The sequence below is a fragment of the Novosphingobium sp. G106 genome, assembly GCF_019075875.1.
Lineage (GTDB): Bacteria > Pseudomonadota > Alphaproteobacteria > Sphingomonadales > Sphingomonadaceae > Novosphingobium.
This window is the reverse complement of the sequence record NZ_JAHOOZ010000001.1, coordinates 339,658-357,807: the sequence shown is the minus strand read 5'-3', so window position 1 is coordinate 357,807 and position 18,150 is coordinate 339,658. Positions and strand designations below refer to the sequence as shown.

At 65.3% G+C, this 18,150-nt stretch carries 21 protein-coding genes; 16 read left to right on the top strand and 5 right to left on the bottom strand.

The window, feature by feature from the left end; genetic code table 11:
- Positions 1–4: 4 nt before the first annotated feature.
- The 5 genes from KRR38_RS01605 to KRR38_RS01585 all read right to left on the bottom strand — a co-directional run bounded on the left by KRR38_RS01605 (position 5) and on the right by KRR38_RS01585 (position 2,679).
- Positions 5–700 carry a lasso peptide biosynthesis B2 protein gene (locus tag KRR38_RS01605; protein ID WP_217397974.1) on the bottom strand — a complete coding sequence of 232 codons (696 nt, stop codon included), beginning with the start codon at positions 698–700 and terminating at the stop codon, positions 5–7.
- A gap of 45 nt (positions 701–745) precedes the next feature.
- Positions 746–877, bottom strand: coding sequence for a benenodin family lasso peptide (locus KRR38_RS01600; RefSeq protein ID WP_217397972.1), 132 nt, complete (start codon positions 875–877; stop codon positions 746–748).
- Between the two features lie 162 nt (positions 878–1,039).
- On the bottom strand, positions 1,040–1,675 hold the full coding sequence (locus tag KRR38_RS01595; RefSeq protein ID WP_217397970.1) for a GntR family transcriptional regulator: 636 nt from the start codon (positions 1,673–1,675) through the stop codon (positions 1,040–1,042).
- Positions 1,676–1,689: 14 nt separating this feature from the next.
- Positions 1,690–1,989, bottom strand: a complete 300-nt coding sequence (locus KRR38_RS01590) for a hypothetical protein (RefSeq protein ID WP_254514604.1) — start codon at positions 1,987–1,989, stop codon at positions 1,690–1,692.
- Positions 1,990–2,184: 195 nt separating this feature from the next.
- On the bottom strand, positions 2,185–2,679 hold the full coding sequence (locus KRR38_RS01585) for a hypothetical protein (RefSeq protein WP_217397966.1): 495 nt from the start codon (positions 2,677–2,679) through the stop codon (positions 2,185–2,187).
- A 631-nt stretch (positions 2,680–3,310) separates the two neighbouring features.
- Here KRR38_RS01585 and KRR38_RS01580 point away from each other — a divergent pair.
- The 16 genes from KRR38_RS01580 to KRR38_RS01505 all read left to right on the top strand — a co-directional run bounded on the left by KRR38_RS01580 (position 3,311) and on the right by KRR38_RS01505 (position 18,104).
- The gene (locus tag KRR38_RS01580; protein WP_254514603.1) at positions 3,311–4,096 is read left to right on the top strand and encodes a DsbC family protein; all 786 of its coding nucleotides are present in this window, start codon (positions 3,311–3,313) and stop codon (positions 4,094–4,096) included.
- 226 nt (positions 4,097–4,322) lie between these two features.
- Positions 4,323–4,640 carry a hypothetical protein gene (locus KRR38_RS01575; protein WP_217397962.1) on the top strand — a complete coding sequence of 106 codons (318 nt, stop codon included), beginning with the start codon at positions 4,323–4,325 and terminating at the stop codon, positions 4,638–4,640.
- Positions 4,641–4,759: 119 nt separating this feature from the next.
- Positions 4,760–5,026: a type IV conjugative transfer system protein TraL gene (locus KRR38_RS01570; protein WP_217397960.1), complete on the top strand. Its 267-nt coding sequence runs from the start codon at positions 4,760–4,762 to the stop codon at positions 5,024–5,026.
- A gap of 8 nt (positions 5,027–5,034) precedes the next feature.
- A complete protein-coding gene (locus KRR38_RS01565; protein WP_217397958.1) occupies positions 5,035–5,673 on the top strand; it encodes a type IV conjugative transfer system protein TraE in 639 nt (212 codons plus the stop codon).
- The gene (locus tag KRR38_RS01560; protein ID WP_217397956.1) at positions 5,657–6,439 is read left to right on the top strand and encodes a type-F conjugative transfer system secretin TraK; all 783 of its coding nucleotides are present in this window, start codon (positions 5,657–5,659) and stop codon (positions 6,437–6,439) included. The genes KRR38_RS01565 and KRR38_RS01560 overlap by 17 nt, the downstream gene beginning before the upstream one ends.
- Complete coding sequence (locus KRR38_RS01555) at positions 6,436–7,803, top strand: TraB/VirB10 family protein (protein ID WP_254514602.1); 1,368 nt, start codon at positions 6,436–6,438, stop codon at positions 7,801–7,803. The genes KRR38_RS01560 and KRR38_RS01555 overlap by 4 nt, the downstream gene beginning before the upstream one ends.
- A gap of 34 nt (positions 7,804–7,837) precedes the next feature.
- Positions 7,838–8,146 (top strand): TraV family lipoprotein, encoded by a 309-nt coding sequence (locus KRR38_RS35765; RefSeq protein WP_254514601.1) that lies wholly within the window; start codon positions 7,838–7,840, stop codon positions 8,144–8,146.
- A complete protein-coding gene (locus tag KRR38_RS01545; RefSeq protein WP_254514600.1) occupies positions 8,073–10,982 on the top strand; it encodes a TraC family protein in 2,910 nt (969 codons plus the stop codon). Before KRR38_RS35765 ends, KRR38_RS01545 begins: the two co-directional genes overlap by 74 nt.
- Complete coding sequence (locus KRR38_RS01540) at positions 10,979–11,320, top strand: hypothetical protein (protein ID WP_254514599.1); 342 nt, start codon at positions 10,979–10,981, stop codon at positions 11,318–11,320. Before KRR38_RS01545 ends, KRR38_RS01540 begins: the two co-directional genes overlap by 4 nt.
- An 89-nt stretch (positions 11,321–11,409) precedes the next feature.
- The gene (locus KRR38_RS01535; protein WP_217397954.1) at positions 11,410–11,661 is read left to right on the top strand and encodes a hypothetical protein; all 252 of its coding nucleotides are present in this window, start codon (positions 11,410–11,412) and stop codon (positions 11,659–11,661) included.
- Positions 11,651–12,352, top strand: a complete 702-nt coding sequence (locus tag KRR38_RS01530) for a conjugal transfer protein TraW (RefSeq protein ID WP_375293403.1) — start codon at positions 11,651–11,653, stop codon at positions 12,350–12,352. Before KRR38_RS01535 ends, KRR38_RS01530 begins: the two co-directional genes overlap by 11 nt.
- Positions 12,349–13,380, top strand: coding sequence for a TraU family protein (locus KRR38_RS01525; RefSeq protein ID WP_217397952.1), 1,032 nt, complete (start codon positions 12,349–12,351; stop codon positions 13,378–13,380). The genes KRR38_RS01530 and KRR38_RS01525 overlap by 4 nt, the downstream gene beginning before the upstream one ends.
- Positions 13,381–13,797: 417 nt before the next feature.
- Positions 13,798–15,570 carry a hypothetical protein gene (locus KRR38_RS01520; RefSeq protein WP_254514598.1) on the top strand — a complete coding sequence of 591 codons (1,773 nt, stop codon included), beginning with the start codon at positions 13,798–13,800 and terminating at the stop codon, positions 15,568–15,570.
- Positions 15,571–15,575: 5 nt separating this feature from the next.
- Entirely contained in the window at positions 15,576–16,682 is a 1,107-nt protein-coding gene (traN, locus tag KRR38_RS01515; RefSeq protein ID WP_217397949.1) for a conjugal transfer protein TraN, read from the top strand.
- Between the two features lie 260 nt (positions 16,683–16,942).
- Positions 16,943–17,533, top strand: a complete 591-nt coding sequence (locus KRR38_RS01510) for a type-F conjugative transfer system pilin assembly protein TrbC (protein ID WP_309140951.1) — start codon at positions 16,943–16,945, stop codon at positions 17,531–17,533.
- Between the two features lie 103 nt (positions 17,534–17,636).
- Positions 17,637–18,104 carry a peptidase gene (locus tag KRR38_RS01505; RefSeq protein ID WP_309140950.1) on the top strand — a complete coding sequence of 156 codons (468 nt, stop codon included), beginning with the start codon at positions 17,637–17,639 and terminating at the stop codon, positions 18,102–18,104.
- Positions 18,105–18,150: the final 46 nt, after the last annotated feature.

The following is an 18,150-nucleotide window of genomic DNA, read 5'->3' as shown; positions in this document are numbered from 1 at the left end:
CGGTCTATCCTCGCACGACGCGAATCGGCGTGAACGCCCGTATCGTCTCGAGGTCGTCGTTCAGCACCATGTCGCCCGCCTGGACCCAGCAATGGGCCGCGAACGGGTTGAGCTTGACGCCGACGACCAGGGCGTAGTTGGTGCCGGCCTGCCCGAGCGCGCGGGAGAGGGCCAGCGATGCCGGCAGGCATACACCCTTGAATGGCAGGTTCGATCTGGCCCAGCGATGGGCACGGATTACGGTCTCCCCGTCGCGCTCCCGTCCATTCTGGGCCGACTTTTTTCCCGCGCCGTGGTGGGTGGCCCAGTGCAGGGTCCGCTCGAAGCCGAGCGCCTTGAGGCGGCCGATCGCGGCGATCTGAAGCCATAGTGCCCGCCAGGTCTCTACGATGAGCGGGATCTGCCGAGGCCTCGCCTGCGCCGAGAAGTTTCGTGCGGGCGGTGCGAGCTTCTTGCGAATGACGTAGATTGCCCCGGCAAAACGATCGCCGGTCAACGCAACCCCGCTAACAGGCAAGCGATCGAGATCGTCCTTGCCGGCAAGGCTTGCGAGGATTTTGCCGCCGCGCTCGGCCCCGAGCGCGAAATAGCGATCAGCCACTATGTCGAGGACGATGACGGTGCCTTCCAGAACGCAAAAGGACAGTGCCGGGGATGCGGTAAAATGGGGCGAACGATGATGAGGGTCGAGGTCGGGCATGGCGCGTGAGGCAGGCGCGAGAGACCCGCGCCTGCCCCCTTCCGATCAGTCGTTGCTGATGCCGGTGACGCGCTTGGCGATGCCTTCGCCCTGGCCCTGCTCGAGACCCTTGGTCTCTTCGCTGGCCATGCCGAGCTCGATCACGTCCAGGTCGGCCTGTTCGTTTGTTCGGTCCATAAGTACCTCCATCTGCGGCTGAACCATTCAGCCAATGCAAGTGTAGGTCCGGGGCAATTTCATCACGCAGCTGATAAGGTCTCACTGATGCAAATAACGGCATCGCAAACCTGGATCTCCAGTGCGGCGGTGACCACCGGAGCTTCATTCGGCACCGTGTTTTCAGGAGCTTAGGTTTCTATCCAGTGGTCGGTGAACCGCGGCCACGAGTTCTGGAATGCGGCGCAGACGTCGGCGGTGGTATGCCCACATGGCTCGAAGCAGGTCATGGCCTGAACCCTCTTCGGTGAGGGTCTGAACTGCCGCGAGCTCGTCGTCGATGCCGGGCATCACCGAACTTTCCCGGAGTCGGGCGACGTGAAGTCGCTCGCCTGCAGACCGTATGGCGGCCAGGATCTCGGCATTTGCCGACCGTATCGCGATCCTCTCGAAGAGGCCTCTGGCCATCGCCGCCGTATCGGCGAAAGAAGAATGTACCGCGGACTGTAGCCCGCGTTCCATGGCGAACTGGTCGCCCGCGTTGACCGAGTTCCGCACCAGTTGTCCGTGCCAGAAGTAGAGGTCGCGCAAGCCTGCCTCGGTCACTTCAGGAACCCTAAAGCCGCCCCCGACATTTAGCTCGAGCATTCGCTCGCCCACGAGCCGGTAAGCACAGGCACGAACCGGTGAGATACTTATACCAAAGTCGGAGGCGATCCTGCGCTCGACCAGGACCTCGCCAGGTGAATAGACACCGCTCATGAGGTCCGCTTTGAGGAGCGCGTAGATTCGCTCGGAGGTAACGGGATCCGCTGCCATCGATGACGGACTCGTCAGCCCCTCGCCCCAGGCGAGGGCACTGATCTCAGCGCGTGCCTATTTTGCGCGGCCGATTGGTGCTCGTGGAGGATGTTGAGGCAGGCGCGCTCGGCGTCCCACAGGTCATCGAGCAGCAAGAGTTCTCGCGGTACGGGCATGTTGTGCTCCACAAAGAGGAGAGGCACGAAGATGTGTGCAGTCGACATGCCGAGCGCGTGTGCGCAGCGGATGTGATCCTCAAGGGCGGAACTCGCGATGCCTGCCTCGATCTCGCGTAGCCAGCGCACAGAGCGACCGACCGCAGCAGCAAGCATTCGCTGTGAAATCCGGTCCCTGCGGCGACGCGTCTCGATACGCTTCCCCGAGTTTTCCTTGATTACTGAGATAACAGATACGCCATCACTAGCTGGCAGTATTTGAGGCAACATGCAGGTCCCCCCTGACGATCGCTCAAATCTCCCAACGGCATTTACCCGACGCGGGAAAGTTGGTGCATAAAACACCAAGGGTCAAATCGAATTAGTCTCGCACACGAGAGTATTGAAGCGCACCAAGCCGGTCCCGTTCAGTTCCCCCCGTCGCATGCGCAGGGTTTCGTCGCATTCGCGAAGGGTCTCGTAAGTTCTTACCACGAAGGCATCCTCCGCAATGCGCATCAATGAAAGCGCAGCCAGAAACAATCGCCAGGTCTGCGGCGCCGAGCCGATCGCACTGTTCGCCGCCGCACGATCGGAAAGCTGCGCGGTCAAGGTGGCAAGGGTCGGGGATGTCCCGACGAAGCGTATCTCCTTCCCGCCAAAGGCCGTGAGCTCGCCAGAGACGAGTTCCGACGCGAGTTCGTCAAGCGGTGTGGCCTCGAGCATAGTAACTGAGACCCTGAGCGTCGTTCCATAAGGCAGCAGATCGCCAACGAGATGGCACAGCCGGCAGTGACATTCGATGAAGAGCGCGATCCCTTCCCTCGATAGCTTGAGCTTGTAAGCCCGTGATGGTCGTGCGGCCACGCGTAGTCTCCGATCATGAGTATACGACACGCCAGATTCGCGAGCAGCCTATCAAGGCAAGCTGAGCGCAGGCGTGTCGGCCTCGTTACAAAACGGAAATAGAGTGCCGCTTCGCGGAACGGCGCTTCCCTTGTCGGGAAGCCCATTACCCCGGTGCGGCACCGCAATGCCCCGCGCCTTGCGGGGCTGGGGCAAACCTCGCCATGCCTCGGTTCACACCAAGCCACGGTAACGGCGAGCTTACCCGAACGACCAAAGCTCCCACGCCCGAACCGATCCCATCAGACCGGCTGCCACGGCGCGCCGCAAAGGAGAAGCTGAACCATGCCTCGCGGCATTTCCAGATTCATGGGCCCGGTCGTCTCGTTGGCGATCCTTATGCCGCTTGTCGATGCCGGTGCGCAAGAACTCGCAGCACGGCCCGAGACCAAGGATATGGCGATAGCCCAGGTCGATGGAAGCTTCGTCATCCGCGTAATGGCTGAGCGAAGCGCTCCGCGACCCTCACTCAGGCTCGGAACAACCATCCAACTGGACCGCGCCCTTGTTGCACCGGGCCAGGCTCCGAAACCCGTTTCTAACACCAGCCCGAAAGAGGGAGGCACCCATGAAACACGCTAACAGATGGATATTGGCCGCGGTCATCGCAGCGTCACCGCCGGCCTTTGCCGACACGCCCGCCTCCGCTGGCCAGGCAAACCGCCAGGTTGACACGGAGCTGACCGCCGCAGGCGAAGATGCCCAGCGGCGCCTTCAGCAGACCTTCACCAGCCTTCGCTTCGAACACTTCGCCCCTTCGCCCATCAAGGGGCCGATCTACCAGGCTCTCGCGGGCGGCCGGCTCCTCTATTACGCGCCGGAGAGCGAGCATCTGATCTTCGCGTCGGTTTACGATCGCAGCGGCGTCAACCTGACGGCGCTCTCGGAAGAGGCGCGAGCCCGCCAAAGCCTCACGAAGATCGACGCGAGCAAGGCTTTGGCGATCGGACCTGCAGACGCTCCCACGATCATCGAGTTCACCGACCCCGAATGTCCGTACTGCCATTCGCTCGATCGCTTCTGGTCCGCCAAAGCGGCCGAGGGCAAGGCCGTCCGGCGCCTGATCTTCTTCGTCACCGGGATTCACGCCGGCGCCGCGGCAAAGGCCGAGCACATTCTGTGCTCCCCCGACAGGGAGGCCGCTTTCAAGGCGATCTACGCCGGCGCTGCGCCCGCGCAGCTCCTGACCTGCCTCGAGGGCCGCGCGGTGCTGGAGGCCCAGACCAAGATCGTCGGTGAGGCTCAGATCGGCGGCACGCCGACGCTGATCGCGGGCGATCAGGTGATCTCGGGGTTCCGTCAAGGTGAGCTCGAAGCCTTCCTGGTGGCCGCCAGCGCCAAGGGATCCGCAAAAGCCCTCACCAGTGCTCCTCGCTAAAAATTCCCTTCCCTTTCCTTCGCAGTCCAGCGGCGTGAGGCAGTCAGCTGCCGGACGTTCAGCCGGCCGGCGGCCCGCCATGCCCGATGACCGCGGCTCACCGGAGCTGTCCGACACGGCCATCGTCCGACAGCGCCAGAACCTGATCAGGGCTTTGCCCCGCTTGGGGGCACTCGCTGAGCGGCCAGGCATCGTTCCGGACGGCTCCCATTCTCGGAGTACAGTGATGATCAAAGCACTTGGCAGAGCCTCGCTCACGGCGGCCGACTACAGCCTGATGGCGGCTCTCGCCCTCATGGTGACCATGGGCGTCGCCAACGCCTTCACCGCGCCGGCCGCCGGCGACCTCGGTTACGACATTTACGACATCGTCGTGAACCAGGGCGTCAAAGGCCCGCTCGGCTTCGTCGGCGGTGTCGCCGCCTTCCTGTTCGGCGTCTCGCGCCTGTTTTCGAACATCATGATCGGCATCCCGACGATCGTGGCGGCGGTCTGCCTGATCAAGGCGGACTCAATCCTCCAGACCTTCGGAATGCTGATCTGACCAGGTTGGTGGGCGCTGCCCAGCGCATGGGGCAAGCGCCCGCCTCCGAGCCGGCGGCCGATGGTCGGCCGCTGGAAATGAGCTCCCGACGGGAGTCTCGAAGCAGAAGGAGAAGGGCATTGGACGAGCGTCTGCCCCAGTACCTCCATCGGCCAGTCCAGATCCTGTGGTTCGGATCCGACGAGTTTGTGCTGGTCATGTCGACCGTGTTCGTCGCGGCAATCGTTGGCGGGCTGATCGGTTGGATGCTCATCGGCGCCCTTCTCCTTTTCCTGCCCTGGAAGCGGTCCAAGCCGCGCGGTTTTCTGCCGCATCTCGCCTGGCGCTGGGGGCTCCTGACCTTCCGTGGCTATCCGGGTCCGACCCAGACCCGCTTTTTCGAGTGAGCGAGACCATGTCGCTATTTACGCGCCGCACCGGCCCCGAGGCCGATCCGCTGCTCGGCAAGCCGCCTAGCTTTGGCATCCACCGCTACCTGCAGGGATCTTCGAACCTCTTCGAGGAAAACCGCCTCCTGAAATTCGCGATTGTCGGGCTTTTCGGGATCAGCGCAGTCCTGGGCGCAGTCGTCTATTCTTCGGACCAGAACCGGCGCACCGTGATCGTGCCGTTCGGCGCGGGCGGCGACCTCTACGTGACGGGCAACAAGCCATCGGCCACGTACCTGAGGACCATTACCCGCAACATCGTCGCGCTTTCGGGGACTTATTCCGCCTATTCGGCCGACCGGCAGTTCCAGGAGCTGCTGAGCATCGCCCACCCGTCGGCCTACAACGGGATGCGCGATACTTTCACAGCGCTGATCGACGAGCTCTCGGACAATCCGACCCTGTCGATCGCGACATACATCCGTTCCGATCAGCCGATCACCTGGACTACCCACGAGATCCTCGTCCCGGTCGAGAAGGTCCGCGTCATCGGCGGCGTCATCCGCAAGTTCCGCGGCAATCTCAGGATTGCCTACCTGGTCGACAACGGCCGCTTCTGGCTCATCCGCCTGTCCGAGGAGAAATTCGATGCCGAGGTTCGGTAGGACCGCGTGTGCCTGCTCGCTGCTGGCGATGCTCGCAACATCATCACTCTTCATGGCAACTCTTGCCCACGGCCAGGGCATCAGCGCTTTGCCAGATCAAGTCAGCACGATCCGGCTCTCGAACCGCGACATCAACCACATCGTCTGCGTCGGCGGGGAGATCGACGACGTCAAATTCTCCGCGGAGAAGGCGATCGCCGTCGAAAAGGCAGGGTCCGACGCCTGGATCAAGTTCCTGGTCAAGGAGAGCGACGACGCCGGAATGGTGACGAAGAGTTACGTCACGGCCCCGTCCGAGTTCTTCGTCTCCTGCAATGGCGCGATCTACCCGCTCTACGCCGAGCCTTCGGACATTCCGGCGCAGACGGTGTCGCTGACGCCTGGCAGCGCACAGCGCGCCCGTTCAAACGAAGATCTCCTCGGACCGCTGGTCGAGGAAGAGCGCGCCGTGTCCATTACTCTGTCGATGCTTGAGGAGCGCATCCCGGCAAGCTTCACCGAGGTCGCGCCGGGGCGGCAGATGATCGTGCTGGCCAGCCTGCCAAGCCTCCTCGTCCGCGAGCGCCGGCGCGTCGAGATCGAGGGCTCGGAGCTGTCAGCCTCCGAATACCGCATCGATGCCAATGCTGACGTTGCGATCGACGAGCGCCAGTTCCTGGACCGGACTTTCGGCGCACGCATCTTCGCGGTCAGCGTCGACCGTCTGGCGCTCAAGGCCGGCGAAGCCGCGCGCCTCATTGTCGTTCGCCGGGGAGACGCAAGATGAGCGCTTCCGATAATCAAGCGCCTCATGGTCAAACGCCCCATGGCCGATTGGCGGACGACGCCATGGACCAGGCTGCCGATCTCAATGACACCGGCGCCGCGCGCGTAAGGCTCCAGTCGCATTCCCGCCCGCCGTGGCGCGATGGCGGCGAGGATGAGCGATCAGCCGGCCCCTTGGACATGAAGGCCCGCTGGCAAGCACTCAGCTCGAAGCAGAAGCTGCGCCTGCGCCAGGCTGCCATTGCAGGCCTCGTCGCAGTCGTGGGCTACCTGCTCTACACGGCCTCGTCCTCGAGCGACGCCCCGGTCCAGACCGCGCCGACCGCTTCGAAGCTCGACATGGGCGCGGGCCTCAGGGGAGACAGCCTGGAGACCAAGTTGCGCGGCGACCTCAAGAAGGTGCTCGACGGTCAAGACCTGCTTGGCGAGCGCATCACCGCGATCGAGGAAGGCAAGATCGGTCCCGGGACCCGAACTCAAGGAAACGAGGAACCAGGAGAACTGCCCTCGGCCCTGCCCGGTTCGGCTCCCTCGCTGCCGCCACCACCGAGCGATGCAGATCTCGCGGGCGCCAACATTCCGCCACCACCGGTGCCGAGCGCGCCTGCAGCTCCGCCCGCGCCGCCCGTCGAAAAGACCGTGGGCGCAATCGGCGCGGCGACGTCCGCGCTCGCCCCGGCAAGCGGCGAAGGAGCTGGGCCGTCTTCCAAAAAAAAGAATCGGACGATCTATTTGCCGCCTGGTTTCATGAAGGCTCGGCTCCTGACCGGCGTCGATGCGCTGGCGAGCCGGGATGCGACGTCAAATCCCGAGCCACTCATCGCCCGCGTCCAGGCGCCCGCCGTGCTGCCCAATGACGTCAAGGCCAACCTCTCGGGCTGCTTCGTCATCGGCAACGCGACCGGCAGCCTCGCCAAGGAGCGCGTCGAGGTCCAGCTCGTCTCGCTCTCTTGCGTCGATTTCGACGAGCGTTCGGTGGTCGACCAACCGATCAAGGGCTTCTTCGTCGATACCGACGGCAAGAAGGGCCTTTCCGGCCGGGTCGTGACGCGGGCGGGCGCCACGCTCGCCCGGGCTTTCATCGCCGGCACCATCACCGGCATCGGCCAGTCGGTCGAGAACACCTTCGGCGATGTCTCGACCTCGGCGCTGGGCTCGGTGCGAACGCTCGATGCCGGCGATGCCGCCAAGACCGGGATCGCCGGCGGCCTCTCGCGCTCGTCCGACAAGCTCACCGATTTCTATCTCGATCTCGCCCGCCAGGCTGGCCCGATCGTCGAGGTCGGCGCTGCGAAGGACGTCGTCGTGGTGATCCAGGAGGGTGTCGCTCTCGAGATCAAGCCGACTGCAGGGAGCAAGTTTTGAACGGGAGGCCCCGCCCTCTTCTTGGAGATTTCCGATGCAACGACTGACAATTTCAACACGAACCACGCAGGTCCTGTCAGCCTTGACGGGCGTCATCCTGCTCGGCGGCTGCGCGACGCTCGGCAAAGTCATGTCGCCCTACAGCGAGACATTCTCCTGCAAGAACAGCGACCATGGCCAATGCATCGATCCCGCTCAGGCGCATGCCGATGCCGTCGCCGGTGTGCCGTCGCGGTCGAACCGGGCGGTCACGCGCGACAAGGCCCTGCTTGAGACCTCTGCAGGGTCGCGCGGGGGGCAGATCCAAACGCAGCGCAGCGCCTTATACTGGGTACCGCGATAGCGTTTACCGCGAGCTTCAAGGTCTGATCGACGCGCCCGAGACGCCGATGCTGCGCCAGGGACGCACCGTGCGCACGCTGATCCTGCCCTATGCCGACCGGGCGCGTCCCGACCGCCTCTATATGCCGCGCTTCGTCTATTCGATCCTCGATAGACCGCAGTGGGTCGTCGGCGATTATCTCGTGAACCCGCTGGCCCCGGCGGGGCGCTCGCCCGTGCTCGAGCAGGTGCGCGAGAAGAATCCGGATGATAACGCGGCCCCCGGCGACACCGCCGCTCCCGCCGCTGTACCGGGGGGAGATGCAGCCATGAGCGCCAGCGTGCTTGGCGACCGGGCCGGCCTCACGATCGCGCAGCTTCGGCGATCGGTCGCGCGCGATGCCTATTCCGACTTCCTGCCGCTCGTAGCCTGGGCGCCCGAAGAAGAGGCCTTCCTCACCATCGACGACGGCTGGGGGCAGGCCTGGGAACTCGTACCGTCGGCCTATCTCTTCGCCCACGTGCACCAGGCGCTGCTCGGGCTTCTCAACATCCATTTCCCCGAAGGGACCGTGCTCCAGCTGCACAGCTTCGCCGATCCCCTGATCGACGGGGCGCTCGACGCGTTCCTCGACCTCAAGACGAGGCCCGACCCGCTGATCCAGGCCTCAGCGCGCCGGACGGCCGATTATCTGCGTGCCGGCACCGAAGGCCTCGACGCGTTGCACGGCATTCCCTTGCGCAATTTCCGGCTGTTCCTCTCGATCAAAACGCGCGCTCGCCTTGGCGAGGATCTGCGCCGTCAGGTTGAAGAGCAGCTCGCGAAGCTCGGCATCCGCCGCATGCCGCCAGAGGAACTCGTCACGTTCTACCGGCGCGTGTTCAATGGCGTCTTCACCGATGCGCCGGGAGTCTTTGCCGATGGCGGAGATGGAACGTCCGCGCGGGCGGTGCGCAAGCAGATCATCGAAGCCGGGCCTGATCTGAGGTTCGAGGGCGCCGAGGTTTTCCTGGGAAACCAGGTGGCGCGCTGCCTGACGCCGCGCGCGCCGGCCCGTCGCATAACGGCCGAGCGCGCCAACCGTTTGCTTGGCGGCATGCGGGGCGCTGCCGAGGACAGCGACCAGATTGGCGGGCCTTTCCTCGTCACGCTCAATATCCTGTTCGATCACAGCCAGTTCGATATCCACAAACGCGCCCAGGTCCTGTCGGCACAAAAGGCCGCAGGCAGCTTCGCGGTCGAAGTCGGCAAGCAGATCGAGGAGATCAGCTGGGTCCTCGACGAGGCGGGCAATAGCCGGTTCGTCTCGGTCATCCCGATGGTCTGGGTGTTCGGCCGCGACCGCGGCCAGGCACGGGAGATGGCGGCGCGCGCCAAGCGGCTCTGGGAAAGCGAGCCGATGCCCTGGCTCATGCAGGAGGAGAGCTACCTCTTGCCCGTGCTGCTGCCGATGGCCCTGCCCTTCGGCCTCTACCCCGAGAAACGCACGATCCGCATGCTCGAGCGGGACTTCAAGATGCCGGTGAAGGCGGCGGTCCTGCTTGCGCCGGCGCAGACCGATTTTCGCGGCGGCGGGCGGCCCGCGCTCCTCTACGCGGGCCGCAAGGGCCAGCTCATCACGCTCGACCTCTTCGATCCCAGGATCAACAACTACAACTTCATCGTCTCGGCCGAGTCCGGCGCGGGCAAGAGCTTCCTGCTCAACAACCTATGCCAGCAATACTACGCGCAGAACGCGCTCATCCGCATCGTCGACATCGGCGGCTCCTACCGCAAGCTCTGCACGCTGTGCTCGGGCCGCTACATCGACATCGGCGAGGAGCGCCTCGTCCTCAATCCCTTCGACATGGGCTTTGCGCTCGACGGCGACGACCTGCAGTCCGCAATCTCGATGGCGGTGGCGATCGTCGCTGAAATGGCCAACGCTGCGACCCGAAAGGGCGTCTCGACCTCGGAATGGAACCTCATTAAGTCCGCGGTCCAGTGGGCGATCGATGCCGGCCGGGCCGAGGAAGGGATCGACGCCGTCCGTGAATGGCTCGGGTCCTATCCCGCCCATACCTCGCGCGATCTCGACCGGGTCGACCATCTCGTGCCGACCGCGCGCGAGCTCGCGTTCAACCTAAGGGATTTCGCGTCGGACGGGGCCTACGGCCACTACTTCAACGGCCCCTCGACGCTCGACATCACCTCGGACGAGTTCGTCGTGCTCGAGCTAGAACGGCTCAAGTCCGTCCCTGAGTTGTTCAACGTCATCGTCATGGTCGTGGTGAACGCGGTCACGCAGGAGCTCTACCTCTCGGCGCGCGACCGGCCGCGCTTCGTCCTGTGCGACGAGGCGGCACAGTTCATGACGAAGTCTGCCGGCCAGGATCTCTCGCGCCTCGCCGAGACCTTCGGCCAGGGCTACCGGCGGGCGCGCAAGTACCAGGGCAGTTTCGGCGTCGTCCTGCAATCGATGAACGACCTCCTCCTTTTCGAAGGGACGGGTCAGGTCATCCTGGAAAACGCTGCCACACGGTTCCTCTTGCAGGGCTCGACCTACGACAAGGCAGTCGAGAACAAGATCCTCGACTACTCCGGATTCGTCCTCGAACTGCTGAAATCGGTCCGCAACAACAAGCCCAACTACTCGGAGGTCTTCATCGACTCTCCGCTGGGGCTCGGCATCGCACGGCTGGTCGTCGATCCCTTCTCCTACTGGATCAACACCTCGGCGCCGAACGAAGTCGCCGCCTTCGAGGCGCGCCTGCGCGCCGGGCGCAGCCCGCTCGAAGCGGTCTGCGAGCTCGCCGGCGTCGACCCTCGCGAGATCCTGGGGCCGTCCCACCCTGCGGGCGCGAGGGCAGCGGCATGATGCCGGGTCTCCCTCCCCGTCTTCGCCGCCCGGGAATCCGAGCGAACTGGGACCTCAGCGACGACGAAGCGATCGACCAGTACATCGAAGCGCGCGTCGCCGAGCGTGCCCAAAGCGAAGCTGCGCGCTGGCGCTTCCGGCTGGTGCTGATCGAGACCGTGATCCTGGCGCTGCTCGTGCTCATCGCCGGGTTCGTCCTTGGGCAGAAGCCCGAACTGGTTCTGCGCGGCGCCGCGATCGTCGCTGCCGGCTGCCTTGTGACGGGCGCGCTTCTGACCGCGCTGTCCGCCGCCAGTGCCCGGCTCCTTTCCCGCATTCGCCAACGGAGGTCCCGGTGAGCCAACATTTCGCTCTTCCTCCGATCGGACGCCGCCCGGTCCCCGCGCTCGAAGAAACGCGGGCGCGAGAGGACGCAGCCCAGGGTCCAATGCCCACCCGCATCGTATCTCGTTTCCCGAGTGCCGCCGCGGCTCGGCTGCTCATTGGCTCCCACCTGCTGCTGCTCATCCAGTCGCTGCTGATCCTCTCGTCCGGGATTGAACTCGGCGCCGCGCGGCTGGGTATCGCCGCAATCTCGGGCGTCTCTCTGGCAGCGCTCATCTGGGCCGCGATCGGCCGGTTCGCCGCGCGCCCTCGTAACTTGGCGCGTATTTCAGGGAGGCGCCGCGATGCTGCCTGACCCCAATAGCACCGGGCACCCTGCAGTCAGGGAACAATGGCGGGTGGTCGCCTTCCAGTCCGGCATGATCGCAGCCCTACTCGCCGGCGCCCTGCTTCTCGCCGCGACGGCCCATGCCGGCACCGCGACGATCGGCCGGACTTGGCCGATCACGGAACCCGATGCTTTGCAGGAGATCGAGGCCCGCGCCTCCAGGCAGCCCTCCAGCATGGCAGCACAGTTCGGGGCGCGATCCGACTGGAGTGCGCTCAAGGCCGCATCGCTCGGGCAAACGACCCAAACCCGCGTGCGCAGCGTCTTCCCGTTCTACACGCTGGCGATGGACATCGCCCTGCCGGGCGGGAAGGTCCTTTATCCCAAAGGCTACACGTTCAACCCGCTCGCCTACGTATCGCTGCCGCAGCGGCTGATCGTGGTCGATCCCGCCGACATTGGCTGGGCAGCGCGGACCGCCTCGCTGACCGACTGGATCCTGCTGACCGCGGGAAGGCGGCCGGACTCGTTGCAAATCGGGGATGATGCCCTATCGCTTGGCGAGAGGCTGGGCCGGCCAGTCTTCATTCTCGAAGAGCGGGTCAAGCAGCGCCTCGGCCTCACGGTCGCGCCCGTCATCGTGCGCCAGGTCGGTGAGCGGCTCGAGCTGACCGAAGTGCGCCTCGCGCCGAACAATGCGCGAAAGGTCAGGCCATGACCCTTTCTCGCACGCGCGGCCTCGTGAATGCGTTGCGCGCCTCGTCAGCCGCGGCCCTGCTCGCGCTGCTGTTAGTCCCGAGCGCCGCGCACGCCTCCAAATGCGAGGCGGGCACGGTGTTCAATCCCATCACCAAGGTCCGCTGGAACTGCATCTTTCCGATCACGATCGGCGGTGTCCGGGTCGGCAGCTACGACAAGCTCGAAAAGGCGCTCGACGCGCAGTCGGCGTCGAAGCCGCTCTGCGCCTGCCGCAAGGGCGCGACGTTCTGGTTCGGCGTCAAGGTCAGCTTCTGGTCGCCGAACCGTATGGTCGATGTCGTGACAGAGCCCGGCTGCATGATGGCGCTCGGCGCCGATCTCATGCCCACGGGTGGCAAACTGCAAGGCAGCCAGTCTTCGATGGCCGACGGTACCAACACGACCAAGCTCTTCGCACAGATGCACTACTACATCGCGCCGGTCTGGAAGATGCTCGACATGTTCACCGACCTACCGTGCATCGAGGACGACGGTTTCGACGTCGCGATGATCACCGAGGTGCTGCCGACCTGGCAATCGGGAACGCTCGGCGCGATCATCCAGCCCGAAGGCATCCTGTTCGGCAATCCGGCCGCGGGGCTCGCCTGCATGGCCGACAGCGCCGCAGCGGCGGCGGGCAAGGCGACCGATGCCTTGTTCTGGTGCATGGGGTCGTGGGGTTCAACCTATCCCGTCGCCGGCGACATCCACATGAGCGACCGGGTCGAGGCCTGGGCAGGCCTTGCTTCGCGCGGGATCTTCATGATGGGACGCCTCGGGCTCCTGACGATCAGCTCCGAAGACGGCTGCTCGTTCAAGCCGCAGCCGATCTGGACCAAGAGCCGCTACAAACTCCAGATCATGGAGCCCGTGAAGGGCGGCAAGTGCGTCAACATAGGCCGCCCCGGCGCCCTGTGGAGCTCGGGCAAACATGCGCCGGGCAAAGACAACGCTCAGTTCATGGTTTTCGAAAAGGCGATCTGTTGCGCGGGAGTATCGACCCCGTGAGCCGAGACCGCCCAATATTCCCAGCGTCACCCGTTCCCGCGGCTGGACCAGCATTCCACCGGTCTGCCCGCCACAGCCTTACGGGCTGCCTGGTCCCCCGCGGGGAAGAAGCGCCGCCGCACGACCCCTCCTCCCCGGTCGGCGCTTCACCTCAGGCCGGCACGGCCGCCATTCAGGTCCCGGACGACATCCCCCCCGTCGTCCGCTACCATCGCTGCCGTGCCGGCCGCTTTGTCGCTCCCCTTGCGGCATCGCGATTTCCCCGCCCGCCTCGCGTTACTTGCCGCAGCCACCCTCCTTCCGCTTACCCCGGCGGCCGCGCAAAGTGTCCAGGATCGCGCGCGAGCGGCCGCTGCCGCATCGCGCGCCAAGACCAGCGACAGCGATAGGCTTCAGCAAAACTACGTGACGCCGGGCATGGCAGGGCAAGCCATCTCCACGATCGACAGCAGCAAGGCCTTCGTCCCCACGATCGCCTGCCAGAAAACGGCAAATCTCCTGGAGTTGATCGCCCAGCCGTCCTCGAGCGGCGACATCGGCGCCTTGCGGATCTCTCGCGACACCGATCTCAATGGCACCTACGACCAGACGTTGACCCTCCCGATGCCGGTCTCGGGGGTCTGCGCCAACGGGATCGTCTCGTGCCAGCCCGGCACCTGGGCGCAGTGCCGCAGCTTTCAGTGGAAGGCGGCCCGCGGCGCCCTGTCTCTCGGCGAAGTCGAGCTCAAGGACCTTGCCGGCTGCTATTGCATCAACAACAGCTGCGGCGCGAACCTCGCTTGGGGCAACATGGCTTCGGTGCTGAAGGACCTGGGCGGCGGGGTCATTGGCGCGATCACAACCGCCGATCCGCGCCTCGGTGTCGCTCAGGCGCTGATCGATGGTCCGGTCATTCGCTACACCGGCGCGCAGACCACCTCTTGCACCAACAACCCCGCGGTCACTGGAACCGCCTATCGCTCCAATCCGACCGCGATCCAGGGCGATGCTTTCGCGGCGTCGCGGACTAGCCAGGTCTTCCAGACACTGGCCGCCTCACCGGCAGGCGCGGGTTCGGCGCAGCAGCGGCGCAGATGCACGGTCAGCCGCGAGATCACGATCAAGGAAGTCACCATCGATGACGTCATCGCGCGCACCGCGGGCGGCGTCGCGGCCTACAGCGATGGCGCAAGCGGCGTCGATTTCGTCTTGGGATCGCCGACCACCCACAGTCTCAGGTCGAGTGGCTGCCGCCTGTTCGATTTCCGGATGACTCTGACAGTCGGGGATCCTGATCGCCTGCGCGCCGTGACCCTCCCGTTGCTCTCTGCCGACGACTGGGCCCAGCTCCGAATCGACGGCCAGCTGGTCACCGCGGGCCCCGCGTCCTGGACAGGCTCCGGCCTCCCGCCGGGCAAGTGCGAGCGCGACGGCACGACGACTTTCACGCCAAACACCGACCTGAAGCCCTATCTCGCAAAGGGCAGCCACGAGATCTGGCTGCGGATCGCGGTCGCCGACAAAGGCAATGGCTACGCACAGATCCATGCCGAGGTCGATACGAGCTGCCTGACGAGCGAACGCGTCGTCGACCTTTGCGCAGGCTATGCCGGCGATGCCAAATGTCAGCTCGCGGAAGAGAGTGTCGATGGGGTGGAGATCTTCCGCAGCGGTGTCGCGACGGGCCTGAAGCCCCTGCCCATGACCCGCCTGTTCGGCACGGGAGCCTGCACGCTTCAACTGACCCGCGACTTCTTCGAGCGCGAGCGAACATACCTGTGCCAAACGGATAGCTCGGGCCAGGCCCAGCCCGATCTGAGCCGAGGCGCCTACATCATCGATCATTCGACCGAGACGATGCTCGCCGATCGGATCACGACGGCCGATGGTACGGCCCAGACCCCAACTCGCGCTTTCGCGCTGCCCGATCGTGGCTCGGTCGCGGCCTGCGAACCGGTGTGCAAGACCCGCGCGCGCACGGCCAACACCGCGGTGGCGCCCGCCGGCGTCGTCGGGTCCAATCAAAACGATCCGGCGGGCTGGGACACATTCTACCACGCTTGCGATGATGCCAACAGCTGCCCGCTAGGCCCCGGCGAGGAACTCGTTTCGGCTTGCGGTTGTCTCGACGATTTTCCCGAAGCCGTGGTTATGATGCAGACCGTCCGCCTCGGCGGCGCCGATCTCGTCTGCACGGGCGCCGCGCGGTGATGCCCATGCTCCTCTCCGCCCTGCGGCGCCCGAGCCTTCTCGCCGCCATCGGCGCTGCGCTCTTCCTGATTGCCGGAGCGTCTCATGCCCGCGCTGAGCAGATCTGCGCCCTCGATCTCAACGCCAGCGGCGCAGCGGACGACCCCGGCGAAGTTGTTGCCTGCGAGGCTGGAGAGGACACGGACACTTGGTCATGCCCGTTGCAGCGCGTGGCCTGCTCGCAGGAGCCTACCGGCACCTATAGCTGCCCGCTCGGGGCCGAGCACGCATGCATCACCCCGCAAGGCGGCGGCACACCGATGTGTTCGCCGGCCAGCTGCACGGCAACCAGCAGTTCGGAGATCGTCGACGAGCCGGTGGCAGACGATCCCGGTGCTCCGGCCGATGGTCTGGTGGATAGCCAGGGCAATTGCCTGGGCTCAATCGAGATCTTTGCCGGCCGCGCGCTGCGCTGCCGGCCGCCAGGGCTCAGGACCACGTTCTCGAACTGCTGCAAGGACCGTGGCAAGATCGTGAAGGACGGGATGGGCTCGTCGCTCGCCTCGCTGCAGACCAAAATCGCCGTCGCCAAGGCGGTGTTCACGGGGATGAAGGCCGCCTACGTCGCCTTCAAGGCGGGCGCCACGGCAGGCCAGGCCGCCGGCGCGGGTGCTAACGCGATCATCGCCGGCTTCGATCCCGCCTCGATCGCGATCAGCCTCGCGGTCAACTTCATGGTCGATTTCCTGCTGTCCGGCTGTGACCAACAGGACATGGAAGTGGGCATGCTGCGCGGCTCGGGCATGTGCCACGAGGTCGGCACTTATTGCTCGACCAAGATCCTTGGGATCTGCGTGCAGAAATCGAAGGGCCACTGCTGCTTCAACACCAAGCTCGGCCGGATCATCCAGGAACAGGGCCGGCCGCAACTCAGAAGCTTCAATGCCCAAGGATGGGGAACACCTAAGGCGCCCTATTGCCGCGGCTTCACGCCTGAAGAGTTCCAAGCGCTCGATTTCAGCAAGATGGACCTGTCCGAATACTACGCGGACATCGAGGCCCGAGCCCAATCCCAAATCCAGGTCGATATCAAGGAGAAGATCGATGGCTTCATGCGAGCCACGGGCCAGTAGCGCGCGCGCCTTGCTGGCGCTCTCCCTACTGCCCATTCTGCCAATCCCCGCGTCTGCGCAGGATGGAACGAGCCACCAGAGTGAGTCCTCGCCTTCCGAGACCAGCACTCCGAACCCGCTCGAAAGGCTGCGCGCGGCGCGGGCCAGGCAAGCGGCACCCGCCGCGGTGCAAGGTCCGACATCGATTTCCATCCCCTCCGAGACCCAGCGAAAGCGAGCGTTCGAGGGTCTGCGCAAAAGCGCGCGCGCGCCTGACATCGATGCCCGCGCGCGCCGCGCTCGAAAAGGCGCGCGACGGTGTCACAGCGGAGCGTGAGGCCATGGCCCGCCGGCTTGGTCAGGCACTCGGCCTAGAGGCTCCCGACATCAAGGCGATCGCCGGCGTGGCCGCGCCACCGGCCAGCAAAGCCTGGGTACCGGTGCTTTTCGCCTCATCCTCGATGCCGGTCGCCACGCTGCGCGCCTATGCTGCTCAGCTGGAACTCGCCCGCGGCGTCTTGGCATTTCGGGGGTTGCCTGGCGGTCTCACCAAGGTCGCGCCGATGGCAAAGCTTGCGGCCCAGATCTTGCGCCTGGACGCCGGCTGCGAGGGTCCCGCCTGCGCGATGCGCAATGTCCAGCTCATCGTCGATCCGCTCCTGTTCCGCCAGCACGGGGTCACGCGGGTTCCCGCGCTGACCATGATCTCGGGAGATCCGGCCCAGCCCTACTGCGAGCGCGAGGATGACAGCGAGCGCGGGCATCATCTCGTGCTCGGCGACGCAGCGCTCGGCGGATTGTTCGAAGAATATGCCCGCCTCGGCGGCAAAGAGGAGGTCAGCGATGCTGCTGCGCGCATCGAGAGCCGCTAAGCGGCTCATCCCAGCCTTGATCCGCCTTCCGCGTCAGGCAGCAACAGCCCTGGGCGCTAGCGGGCCCGAGCAGACGCCCGCTCGCGCCCGTCTATGGCAAGCCATGGCCATCATCCTGCCCATCGCGGGTATTGCTGCTATCGTCCTCCCGCGTCTGACGCTGGTCATGAGCCCCTCGATCAACGCCGTGCTCTTGCACGAGGCGCCCGGCACGATCCACCGTGGCGATCTCGTCACGTTCGTCCTTTCGCATCCGCTCGCGGGCCCCGCGCCTGTCCGAGTCACCAAATATGCGCTGTGCCTGCCCGGCGAGCACATCGATTGGCTCGAGAAGCCGGCCATGACCAGGCGGGGCGCCTGGGAAGCCTGGTACTATTGCGAGGACCGGCTCCTCGGGATCAGCAAGCCCAAGGGCCACGACGGCAGGCCCCTCGCGTTCTGGCGCCCCGCCTACCGAATCATCCCCCCAGGTTTCGTCTATGTAGGCTCTACTCATCCGAGCGGCTTCGACAGCCGCTACTATGGCCCGGTGGCGACTACTCGGCTGACCCGAATGGAGAAGATCCTGTGATCCGCACTCGCCTTCGCCTTGCGCTCGCCTGCGTGGGTGCCGCGCT